Raw genomic sequence first — 11,634 nt, 5'->3', positions numbered from 1 at the left:
CTCTGGCGACTGATTGCTTAAATTCAATTTGCTTTTTTGACAAAGTCAGTGATTCCAGCGTGAGCAGTGTATAAGAAGTGTATAAGACTGGAAACCGCTGGAACCTCATAGATTTCGATAGTCAGATGATTGTCTGCAGAAATGAGGCTTTTTAGTTGCGGGCTAAAGACTAGCGTGCCAGAGGCAGTTAGGCTAAGCACTTTTGCTATCTTAAGTCTCAATGCTATATTGTCTACATGAACAGTATAACAACTCCGGTAATGAGGCCGGGAACGAAGATGGACGGCATTTTAGATATTCTTGCGGGCAGGTGGAGTTCGAGAGCCATCGATTCATCTGCACCGATTGCACCCGAGGTGCTTGAGCGGCTTCTCGAAGCGGCCAGATGGGCGCCTTCCTCCTTCAATAATCAACCCTGGCGCTTTTTGGCCTTTGGCCCGGAAAATGCCGATTCGCTGGAAAAGGCTCGCAAGGCCCTGAAGCGTAAAAATGCATGGGCCCTGGCGGCACCAAGATTGATATTTGTGCTCTGTCGAACCGACATGCCCGGCTCCAGAATACCGAGTGGCATGCCTATGATACCCACGTACGAGTCCGGCATGGCTGCTCTCCAAATGGCGCTCCAGGCGGCGTACGAGGGGTTGGTGTTCCATCAGATGTTAGGTTTCAATCAGCGGCGAATTCGGGAGGATTTCAAGGTTCCTGAGAATTTCGCGATACTCACTGCCGTGGCAATTGGCTGGCCGGGCAATCCTGAACTGGTTCCAGAAGAAATGCGGTTTATGGAAACGGAAATCAGGACTAGGAAAGCCATTAGTGAGCTTGTATTTTCGGATGGAGCGGTGCCTTCTGAATGAGTACTGTGGTTGTGCTAGGAGCTAGCCCAAAGAAGAACAGGTATAGCAATAAAGCAGTGCGTCGACTTAAAGAGATTGGGCATCGGGTAATTCCGGTGAATCCCGCCTATGAAGAAGTGGAGGGACTCCGAGTCTTTGCGAGAGTGCGGGATGTCGCCAGAGTTGTGGGCGTGATTGATACCCTGACTGTCTATTTGGCACCGCGAAATCTGGATTTGGAGGATATAATTGCCGCACAGCCAAGACGCGTGATATTCAATCCGGGTACCGAATCGGCAATGGCTGAAGAAGCTCTTGATAAGTCCAATATCTCCTGGATTGAGGCCTGTACCCTGGTGCTGTTATCGACAGGGCAGTTTTAAGGCACTCGTTCAGTTTCGAAGGCAACCGCTTATCGGATTTTATCCATTTCGACTCGCAGCTTCTGAACACTGATGAATGTGGGGAGAATAAGGGGTTCTTTCTCGCCGGGTCTGTAGAGGACATACAGCGGTAAACTGGCGCGCCCAAAATTCACTAACGCCTGGATTAGGTTCTCATCATATGCTGTAAGATCGGCCTTTACGTGGACAATTCCCTTTTGGACCATTAGGGCACGGATTTCCCTATGTTTGATTACACGCTGATTGATTTTACAAGTGGTGCACCAGTCAGCGGAAAATTCCAAGAAGACGGGCTTGCCAAGCGCTATGAGGTTTTGAAGCTTCTGTTCATCGAATGCGATGATGCTTGCTTCATCTAAACGCTCTGTTGATTCCGTTGCGCCTTTCTCCACCAATCTCTTACTGGTTTGTGAGAGGTCGACAAACAGAAATCCCGAGCCAATGGCTATTACAAGAGCGAGAATTTGTCCGGTGAACCGGAAAGCTTTTCCTACAAGGAGGCCTCTGGCCTTGCCCAGCAGCCATGCTGAAAAACCGAGGAAGAGCAGCCACCAGAGAACGCCGTTAGCGACAGAAGGCGCCAGTTTGATGAAAGTTGTAAACAGGTAGACAACGATGCCGATGAGTAAGAATCCCATTGCCTCTTTGAATGTATTCATCCAGGGACCGGGCTTCGGAAGTTTCTCGCCCAGGCCGGGATATAGCCCTAGCAGGAGAAACGGAAACCCGAAGCCTAAGCCGATTAATCCGAAGATTGCAATTATCACCGGAGGTGTTTGAGAAAAGGCGAATCCCAAAACCGGACCCAGCAATGGCGCTGTGCAAGGCGCGGCAATTAGAACCGCGAATACTCCCGTAAGAAAACTTCCCCCAAAACCACCTCTTCTACCCGCGTTTTCAGTTCTCCGCGGGGCCTCTATTACGAACACATCGAATAGGCTAAGGGCGAATAACCAGATTATGGCGATTAGAATCAATACGAATAGAGGAGATTGGAGTTGGAATCCCCATCCAAAAAGACTGCCCGAAGCCTTCAGTGCGATTACAATTGCTGCCAATGCGAACAGCGATATCTCAATTCCGGCAACATATAACAGTGAGTGCGCAAATATGGTTTTCCTACTCTGCCCGGCCTGGTTCACAAGGTTGAGTGCTTTGACAGAAAGTAGTGGAAAAATGCATGGCATGATGTTCAGAAGAACTCCGCCGGCCAGGGCCATCAGAAGAATTAGCAGGATTCTTGGCGCCATCCCTGTTCTTTTGATGTCAGTGTCTGCTGGAATATCAGTGTCAGATGGAGTGCTTCCAAGCGCGGCTGTTTGCAACTCCCTATCCTCGCTTATAGACCAGTCGAGTATGGCAAGAGTAGTGTCGTCGGGTTCGAGTGCCGGCGCGGCAGGATCAAAATCCACATAAAGAAGCTCTGAATCCGGAAACAGGCAGATTCCCTGGAGGTTACAAATCTGGAACAGCGCGTTTATGGCGAGACGTTGGGGACGAGCCTCTTGGGAGACTTGAAACTCGATTATTATCGTGGTTTCATCAAAGTATTCGGCGATGCCGTTCTTGAAGACAGGTTTGGCTTTTAAAGGGGGGCCGAATAAAACAGCCGGCGCGGGTTCGGGTTTCAGGGTGAAATAAATCGGATCGTCAATTTGATGATACCCCTCGGGATACTCATAGCGCACGGCAACTATTCCCGTCAAAGCCTCCGGATCCCAAGAAGCTAGTTTGGCTGAAGTTTCAGCGCGTATTCCCGCGCCTGCGGAGAAAAATTCTGGGAAGCCTATACCCACTCCTCTCGCTTCGTTCGACTGGGCGTGCAGCGGCGGGGATATTGATGATGCCATGAGCAGAAGAGCAAGCGGGGAGAGTATTCGGATAGGCAAATCCAGTATCGAGATGCGCATGTCAAACAGTATAACGCAAGGTTATAAGCTTACACGGAAAAAAATAATCCAGGCACATCTCATCCCCTCATTATTTACCCCTTGTCCATTGACGAATTCTCCAAGTAATATATGTCTGCAAATCGGGCGGGTAGCTCAGCTGGCTAGAGCGTCGGTCTTACACACCGGATGTCCTGGGTTCGAGTCCCAGCTTGCCCATCGATGATGAGCAGGGTTTTACCAAAGCGGCTTATCGGATAGTCTTCGGTACAGTAATGAAAACTGTAACAATTGCTTTCACGGGGGGTGGGAGCGCAGGGCATGTTTTTCCTGCCTTTCCCGTAATAGACAGGCTTCGAGGTAGAGGATTCAACATCATTTGGATTGGATCTCACCGAGGAATGGAAAGGGACTTAGTCTGTGGGATTGGTACAAAATATTTCGCGGTCCCCTCGGGAAAATTTCGCCGTTACTTTTCATTCAGGAATTTTGTTGACCTATTCTGCATCGCCATAGGATTTTTTGCTTCCCTGAGGGTGTTGCGCCGGGAGAAGCCGATTGCGCTCTTCTCCAAAGGCGGATTCGTATCTGTTCCACCGGTGGCAGCAGCCGCTATGCTGAGAATCCGGGTTTTCACTCACGATTCGGATATTAACCCCGGTCTGGCCACGCGTCTCAACATCAAGTTAGGCGCCCGGGCGCTTGTCGCGCATAGGCGGTCCCTGGTCTACCTTCCCATATCGGCCCGAAGAAGCGCGGTGGTACTTGGAAATCCGGTGCGTGAAGTACTGCTGAATGGGAAGCCCGAGGAAGGAAGACGATTCGCTGGTCTGCTTAGAAGCGACAAGCGCCCATTAATCCTCGTTCTAGGTGGCTCCCTCGGTGCCCGCGAAATCAACAAGCTGGTAACAAATTCCCTCGATCGGCTTCTTCAAATCGCAGCCATTGTACACCAGACAGGTTCAGGCACCCCTACATGCCAAGATTCAAGAGGTTATAGAAGCCAACCCTTCTTCTTCGAAGAATTACCCGGCCTCTTGGCAGCCGCGCAATTGGCGATTGCCCGATGCGGCGCTGGCTCTTTATGGGAGCTTGCCGCAACAAAAACTCCAGCCGTATTTATCCCTCTCCGAGAGGCCACTCGCGGCGATCAGATATTGAATGCAGCGCTTGCCGAAGAGGTCGGAATGTCAATAACCCTTGAGGCTGGCGCCGATTCCGATAGACTGGAGGAAATAGTTATGGAACTGCTGTCTAATCCGGCGAAGCTGGCTAAAATGTCAGATGCCACGAGCGCCTTCTCATCCCGGCAGGCCGCTGAGAAAATTGTTGAAATGCTCGTAGAAAACAAGTGATGAACCGCATGCAGCTTTTTACTACTCGCTTCAGCTTCGGTGATATGAAATACACAGGATGAACTTGCTGAACATAGTTATCATTATGATTTACTTACTCGCAATAGGTATGGGGATACATCGGGGATTGAAGTTTGGGCTTTATCTCGTGGTTACCCTGCTGTCTATAATACTTGCGGTACTCTTGCTGACTGTGCCCATGGAAAAATTCATCCTCAACATCGTTGGAATCGGCTCCGAGAAGTATCCCGATGCGCCGGCCGTCGCGGTGCTAATCCTGGAGGAACGAACAGACACCGCGTATGTGGTGGCCCTTATCCCGACTTTTATTACCCTTTTCCTGCTGTTGATATCTGGCTTTCTTGTCATCCGAATCGGTCGAGGGAGCCATAAAACAAAACCCGAAACCATGTCCCGCGTCTTTGGAGCCACACTTGGACTCTTCGCCGGCATCTTGTTCACCTTCCTACTCGCGGCTCAGCTATTGCGCCTGCCCTGGCCGCTTGCCAATCAGACACTTCGGGGAAGTCTGATAATCTCAACCCTTAATCATATTGCAAGGCCAGTACTTTCGGTGATGGCGGTGGGAATCTAGTGTTCGAGAACCTCTTGTATCAGGAAGGGATAGTAGATCAACTAAAGCAAGAGATTATTGGAGACTCTCTGGCACCGGCCTTGCTATTCTCAGGGCCACCGTTGTCTGGGAAACTCACTGCGGCTCTTGAGCTGGCTCGTATTCTGTGTTGTGAAAGCAGCAAAGGATGGAGTTGTGCATGCAAGCAGTGTCGCGTCCATCGATTGCTGGCGCATCCCCGCACGATACTGATGGGTCAGCGCAACCTGATTCCCGAAATTTCCGCCTGTGCCGAACTGATTAGGCACAATAAATCCTATGCAGCTTCTTATCTGATGATTCGCTCCGTTAGGAAGCTACTGCGCCGATTCGATCTGATTCTTCGGGAAAGAAAGCTCGCCAAACTGCATTCCATTGCGGAACGATTAGCGGAATCCGTGGAATCCATACTGCCGAGGAATCAGCTACCGGAAGGGGAGGTGACACTCCTAAATTCTTTGGTAGATGACTGCATTGAGATGCAGAAGGCACTGCCGGAACTCCTGCCCATCGCTCAGATTCGTCATGTTCGTCACTGGGCGCATCATTCGTCGGCCAAAAACCATAAAACGATTATTATCGACAACGCAACCAGAATGCCAGATGCGTCGAAGAATGCTCTCTTGAAATTTCTCGAGGAACCTCCTGTCGATACAAGCATCATATTGATTACCGATTGCAAACAGATATTACTCCCAACTATAGCTTCCCGCCTGAGACACTATCCGTTCAAAACACGCAGCCGCGCACAGGAAGCCGAAATTCTTCGGCGGGTTTTCAAGAAGGAAGGGGGTGGTGGTCTGCAAGATTTTTTTGACACTTGGCGCCGCGGTTCTTCTAATATGGCTGTCGCGAGACAATTCATTGTACAAGCGAATTCCAATAATCGGGCAATGCCAAGGGAGGTACTTGAGATAAGAGATTTGGAAGATTTGCGAGTCTTCCTGGAAGCCCTTAGTGCCGAACTTCGCGATCGTTGGAAAAAAACTGCATCACCAAAGCATCGTCGCTTCCTTGCTGAACAGAATTGGATTAGGGATGCTCGATTTCGCGCCGAAAACCTGAATCTGCCCATCCCCTTAGTTCTTCGCGGGCTCTATTATTCGATGGGCGGATTCTGATGCGAAAACTGATTCGACGGGCACTAAAAAGTCTGGATCGTTTAGATCATGATAGGTTGCATTCCCTTGTTCAGGAATTGGTAAAGGACAACGATCAGCTGGAGATAGTTCTCTCGTCAATACCCGGCGGAGTATTGGTTACAGGCCGGGATAATCGTGTAATCATGATTAACAACCCTGCCCGTCGACTGCTGCCGCTTAATACAAAAGATCCCATGGATTTGCTGGTGTGGGAAGTTATCGCATCCGAGGGTATAGCAAGCTATGTAAAGACGGCCCTAGATGAGGATAGGGGTGCCCCCATGTTGGATTTTCCCATCCAGTGGCGAGACCGCAGCATCATTTTGAGTTGCGGAGTCCTTGCACTTGTGGATCGCGGAAGCATTGTGGGGAGTATGATTTACGTAGAGGATGCAACCGAATATAGGGCGGAAAATGCCAGACTCAAGCGGGCCGAGAGCCTGGCCTCGCTCACTACGCTGGCTGCAGGCGTAGCTCATGAGATAAAGAATCCACTTGCGTCCATGAGCATTCATCTTCAACTGCTTCGAAGGCAGCTGAATAAGAAAGATGAAATCTCGCTTCACCTGGGTGAATCCCTGGATGTTCTTGAAGAGGAGATTGAGCGATTAAACAACATAGTCTCCGATTACCTCTTCGCTGTTCGTCCCCAAGATGCGCGACCCATGAGAGCGAATTTGAATGAACTTATACGCGAGTTGGTTCAGTTTTTGCGCTATGAAATGGAAGAGGCCAGAGTCCGGGTGCTTCCCGTATTGAGCGCATCAATACCGCCCATACCGTTAGATGAAGGAGCAATGAAGCGGGCATTACTGAATCTTATAAAGAATGCAATAATCGCCATGCCAAACGGCGGCGAGCTGAAATTGGAGACTCGCAAGGAACAAGACAGCATAATAATCATTGTAAGCGATACGGGAGAAGGTATTCCCGAAGAACTGCAGGGGAAAGTATTCGAGCCCTTTTTTACAACCCGTGATACGGGTTCCGGATTAGGTTTGACGGTGGTATACAAGGTTATAAAGGAGCATGGGGGTGATTTGCAAATGGATTCTCATCCGGATAGAGGAAGCACATTTCAGATTACACTACCCATTCCCCAGATTGAACGCAAGCTGATTTCGGGAGGAACTATATGATTGCCCTTGTTACTCTTTGTAGCCAGCTGTGCAAGTCGAGGAAGAAAAGATGACTTTCAGAATTCTGGTTGCCGACGATGAAAAAAATATCCGTTCGGGACTTGCAAAGTCTCTTGAAATGGATGGTTACGAAGTTGTTCAAGCCGAGGATGGACAGGAAGCGCTGAGGCAAATGCACAAGACTGAAATAGATTTAATCTTGGCCGATTTGCGGATGCCCAAACTTCCTGGTGATAAATTGTTGAAGAAGGTTGTTTCTGCCTATCCTGCGATTCCGGTAATTATTCTCACTGGCCATGGAACAGTGGACAACGCCGTAGAGGCGATGCGCGACGGAGCCTATGATTTCGTTACAAAACCGGTGAATCTTGAACGGCTCGGCTTGCTCGTTAAACGGGCGCTTAGCCGCAGGGAATTAGCTCGTAAGCACCAGGAACTTGAGGCCGAGATTTCCAGGTTGGGAAAACAGAAACTGGGTGCGGAAATTTTGGGCAAGAGTACGATTATGCATCATGTGTTTGAGTTGCTTAAGCAAGTTGCTCCCACAAAGGCAAGTGTTCTTATCACAGGTGAGAGCGGTACCGGCAAGGAGCTAGTGGCCAATGCAATCCATGATCAGTCACCCAGAAACAAGGCTCCTTTAGTCAAGGTGCATTGCGCGGCGCTATCTGAATCTCTCCTGGAAACAGAGCTCTTCGGGCATGAAAAAGGCGCTTTTACCGGCGCGGTGAATCAACGCAGGGGACGTTTTGAATTAGCCGACAGGGGAACAATATTTCTGGATGAAATAGGTGAGATTAATCAATCTACCCAGATTAAGATTCTCCGCGTTCTGCAGGAAAAAAGCTTTGAGCGGGTTGGCGGAGAGTCAACTATATCTGTCGATGTTCGAATAATCGCGGCTACCAACCGAAATTTGAAGGAAGAGGTTGTTGCCGGTCGTTTCCGGGAAGATCTCTATTACAGGCTCAATGTAGTAAACATTCATATCCCCCCCCTAAGGGAAAGACCCGAGGATATACCATTGCTGGCAGCAAGGTTTTTGAAAGAATTCGCCAGTGAGAACAAACGGGAGATTCTTGGTTTGGAACCTAAAGCGGCGATGGCGTTAAGATCGTATAGCTGGCCGGGAAATGTGAGGGAATTAAGGAACATAATCGAAAGCGCCGTTGTAATGAGCAAGTACTCCTACTTAGGACCCGACGATCTTCCGAATTATGTCACCTCTCGAGGCAATGAAAATGACATAAGAATCAAACCCGGAACTCCAATGACCGAGTCTGAGAAGCTGATTATTCGCGCAAATCTAAATATGTTTGGCGGGAATAAGAGCCGCACCTCAGAGGCGCTTGGAATCGGAAGAAAGACGCTTCATCGCAAAATAAAAGAATACGGTCTGGAAGCCGAACTTGATGAGTCTAGCGTTTCTCCTTGATTCCCTACATCTGGTTCAGGCAGGATGAGCTAATCAGGTGTGGGTATTTCACTAGCTGGGAGTTATCACTAGCCTAATTTCCAAGCTCGGTTATCCTTATGATTACATCTCGATCCACAAGAACAGCATCGAGCGGAAAACCCATTGTTACGATCCATACGCGCCTTTCCTCCATGGACATGGGGGGGCTTCCCGCTTTCACCGGGTTGTAAAAAAAGTTTGGGAAATCTGAGCCCAGAGAGATATTCATGGACAATCTGGAGATGTCCAGCATCCCGCTATTCGTCAGGACAAGTTCCATTGTCAATACCAAACGATCGTATGCCTCAATTAATTCAAATCGTCTAATCCTCGCATCAATTGAAACACCTTCAGGTCTGGGTATATCCCAAACCAGAACGGGGTTTTTCCAATCCCATTTTGGCTTCTCCTGCAGCAATTCGAGATCGGAAAGTGTGATTTCCAGTTTATCGATAAAAATTTCGGAATCAACGAGCCAGCGAAACAACGTGAGAGACGTACTATCACCAGGGGACATTGCAGGTGAATCATTGTCCAAGATGGTCCAGGGTATGGTGAATCGAGTGTCCCCTGAGACATCTTTCCCTTTAACAAGCAGGCGCATCCCTTCTACATATTCTTTCGAGGTGCTAAGTTTCCCCAGAATTTTTACAAATGAGTCATCATTTCGCCGTCCCACTTCTGCCTGAATGATTTCCGTTTCCCAATCGTCGCTGGCAAGATCGACAATGTCGACATCAATTGTTCTTGTTTCCGGAAAAACTTCCTGTTTTGATACGAGGGGGAATGTGCCTGAGCTATTCCTGGCTGCTGCATTGGAATTGCTTGGCAAGTCTCTTTGCCATATGGCTATCGCTCCGGCTATCCCAGCGAGCAAAATTATCGGCAATATGTATTTGCGGTTTTTTATCGCGGAAAAGTCGGAATTCATTCTGCGATAGTTGCGAAGAAATAATTTTGCCTTGGTATCTGCTGGATTCAGTATTAGAGCTGTTTTAGCAAGTTTTACAGCCCGCAGACGATCTTTTCTTCTGTAACCCCTTTCGAGAGATTTTTGAAGATAGATACTAGCTAGTTCAACTCGAGAGGCCGGATCCAATGGACTTAATTGAACCACTTTGGTCATTTCGATGATTGCTTGATTGTATGCGTTGGTGTCCAGGGCTGCTCTCGCACGACGCTCATGGTTTTCCACCAGGAAGTCAAGTCTGTCTTTCTCAGCACTAGTAAGGCGTATTTCCCTTTGCAAGGAATTTAGATCGATTGGAGTTGGTGGCTTATCTTCAGGCCATTTCTTGAGTCTGTTGATATAACGCTTAAGGGTTTCACTATTTGAAGCTTCTTTTCTCACCGCTTCGTCCTAAACCTGGAGTCTACAGTTGAATCTATGCCAAGAACAACTAAAGAAAATTCAAGGCTGTTATCTAGATTGATGCGAAAGATGCCTAAAACAGATTAGAATTGCAACGACCGGCGGAGTTCTTCTTCAATTTGCTGGGACGCGCGTGCGGTAGCTAGCATTTCCACTGCCGGAGTGAAAGATGGATCTAGAGAAATGGCATTCTCAAAGTAACTAATGGCCAGAATCAAGTCTCCCTTTGAATAGGCGTCCAGTCCTTCCAGATAAAGAGCTTGAGCATCATCTCTCTGCAGCAGCTGCTTCACTGTATCCATGTTCAGCTTTATCGCTATACTCATGCGATCAAATAATTCGGGCCGACTGGCAAGATCGAGGGTATAATTGGTCTGGATGGTAAAATCCTTCAATGTAATATCCGTTCCGACCGTGAATCTTGGTTTGCCAGTTTTGACAAATACTCCAGTATGAGCGGAAACAGACTTAATGATATCGGCATTTAAGCCAAATGCAACAGCAATTTTGCCGGGTGTGCTGCCATTCAGATTGAATGGAAAGTTCAAATCAAAGGCTAAGGTGATCGGGCGTGCTGGTTTATACGAGAGTCCGATATTGGCGGAGGTTGGCAGTGGATCAGGATTGTCAATAAACTCCTTTCCAAGGTTCTTTATGGCAAACCCGACACTGCTGTTCATATCTCGCCCCACATAAGCTTTGAATACATTGAACTGGGTCATTACTCCAAAATCGCCCAGGAGACTGGGGGCGCCCTGATTTGGTTCCAGAGCCGAACTCACCCCACGATATCCAACCTTGAGACTTGCGCCTACCGAAATACCGCCGAAATAGAAACTCCTTAGAAAGTTGTAAGATATAGCCGCTGTGGTCAATAATTCCGTGTACCAGCCGACGGCGGATGAGCCATGTCGATCGTACTGTGCGCCCCATTGATTGTATCCCACAAAAGGTATATGAAGGAATTTTGTGCTGAATCCAATCCCGAAATTTTCGTTCTTCTCCGGCCTGAACGCAAAGGTAATTGTCTCAAGTCCAGAATCCGCAATCCAGTCCAGATGGGAGAAGCTGAGTATGGTTTCAGGCAAGAACGATCCGCCTGCAGGGTTTGATTCCAGATAGCCCCCGTCAAGCGCTATAGCGGTATGGGCCGTAGACATACCTTCATACTTGCCCCCGCTTGGGATGCTGAGGATATAGAAAGAATTCTGTCCGGCATTTGGATCTATTCCGGAAGCGCTGGATAAACCCTTATAGATATCATTTCTGTCGCTCCAGATGGGAAGAGTTATTACAACGACTCCCAGCACTATAAGCAGCGCTTTCATTCGTATCCTAAGTATATCGGGTTTTTCGTAAAACAACCGATAAAAAGTTCACAATTTGTGACGAAATCAGTTTTGTCGATATATTCTATAAGAAGATCGA

General features: G+C 48.4%; 10 protein-coding genes and 1 tRNA gene. 8 read left to right on the top strand and 3 right to left on the bottom strand.

The features are described from left to right. The first annotated feature begins 278 nt into the window (after nucleotides 1–278). Together S1OALGB6SA_RS00870 and S1OALGB6SA_RS00865 are read left to right on the top strand one after the other, a co-directional pair. A complete protein-coding gene (locus S1OALGB6SA_RS00870; protein WP_195910222.1) occupies nucleotides 279–857 on the top strand; it encodes a nitroreductase family protein in 579 nt (192 codons plus the stop codon). Next, entirely contained in the window at nucleotides 854–1,219 is a 366-nt protein-coding gene (locus S1OALGB6SA_RS00865) for a CoA-binding protein (RefSeq protein ID WP_124032251.1), read from the top strand. Before S1OALGB6SA_RS00870 ends, S1OALGB6SA_RS00865 begins: the two co-directional genes overlap by 4 nt. Before the next feature lie 29 nt (nucleotides 1,220–1,248). Here S1OALGB6SA_RS00865 and S1OALGB6SA_RS00860 read toward each other — a convergent pair whose 3' ends face one another. Next, a complete protein-coding gene (locus S1OALGB6SA_RS00860) occupies nucleotides 1,249–3,150 on the bottom strand; it encodes a protein-disulfide reductase DsbD family protein (RefSeq protein ID WP_124032250.1) in 1,902 nt (633 codons plus the stop codon). 124 nt (nucleotides 3,151–3,274) lie between these two features. On the opposite strand from S1OALGB6SA_RS00860, the gene S1OALGB6SA_RS00855 reads away from it, so the two are divergent. From S1OALGB6SA_RS00855 to S1OALGB6SA_RS00830, 6 genes are all read left to right on the top strand, one after another. Further along, a tRNA-Val gene (locus tag S1OALGB6SA_RS00855) sits at nucleotides 3,275–3,348 on the top strand. Beyond that, entirely contained in the window at nucleotides 3,342–4,484 is a 1,143-nt protein-coding gene (locus S1OALGB6SA_RS00850) for a UDP-N-acetylglucosamine--N-acetylmuramyl-(pentapeptide) pyrophosphoryl-undecaprenol N-acetylglucosamine transferase (RefSeq protein WP_124032249.1), read from the top strand. Before S1OALGB6SA_RS00855 ends, S1OALGB6SA_RS00850 begins: the two co-directional genes overlap by 7 nt. A 58-nt stretch (nucleotides 4,485–4,542) precedes the next feature. After that, on the top strand, nucleotides 4,543–5,079 hold the full coding sequence (locus tag S1OALGB6SA_RS00845) for a hypothetical protein (RefSeq protein WP_124032248.1): 537 nt from the start codon (nucleotides 4,543–4,545) through the stop codon (nucleotides 5,077–5,079). Beyond that, nucleotides 5,079–6,218, top strand: coding sequence for a DNA polymerase III delta subunit-related protein (locus S1OALGB6SA_RS00840; RefSeq protein ID WP_124032247.1), 1,140 nt, complete (start codon nucleotides 5,079–5,081; stop codon nucleotides 6,216–6,218). The genes S1OALGB6SA_RS00845 and S1OALGB6SA_RS00840 overlap by 1 nt, the downstream gene beginning before the upstream one ends. Then, nucleotides 6,218–7,378: a two-component system sensor histidine kinase NtrB gene (locus S1OALGB6SA_RS00835; protein WP_124032246.1), complete on the top strand. Its 1,161-nt coding sequence runs from the start codon at nucleotides 6,218–6,220 to the stop codon at nucleotides 7,376–7,378. Before S1OALGB6SA_RS00840 ends, S1OALGB6SA_RS00835 begins: the two co-directional genes overlap by 1 nt. 49 nt (nucleotides 7,379–7,427) lie before the next feature. Further along, the gene (locus tag S1OALGB6SA_RS00830; protein ID WP_124032245.1) at nucleotides 7,428–8,813 is read left to right on the top strand and encodes a sigma-54-dependent transcriptional regulator; all 1,386 of its coding nucleotides are present in this window, start codon (nucleotides 7,428–7,430) and stop codon (nucleotides 8,811–8,813) included. Nucleotides 8,814–8,886: 73 nt separating this feature from the next. Here the strand turns inward: S1OALGB6SA_RS00830 and S1OALGB6SA_RS00825 are convergent, their stop codons facing one another. Further along, on the bottom strand, nucleotides 8,887–10,185 hold the full coding sequence (locus S1OALGB6SA_RS00825; protein WP_124032244.1) for a tetratricopeptide repeat protein: 1,299 nt from the start codon (nucleotides 10,183–10,185) through the stop codon (nucleotides 8,887–8,889). A 104-nt stretch (nucleotides 10,186–10,289) separates the two neighbouring features. Next, on the bottom strand, nucleotides 10,290–11,534 hold the full coding sequence (locus S1OALGB6SA_RS00820) for a UPF0164 family protein (protein ID WP_124032243.1): 1,245 nt from the start codon (nucleotides 11,532–11,534) through the stop codon (nucleotides 10,290–10,292). Nucleotides 11,535–11,634: the final 100 nt, after the last annotated feature.

The organism is Olavius algarvensis spirochete endosymbiont, assembly GCA_900608495.1.
Lineage (GTDB): Bacteria > Spirochaetota > Spirochaetia > DSM-2461 > DSM-2461 > UBA2779.
This window is presented reverse-complemented; position numbering and strand designations above follow the sequence as displayed.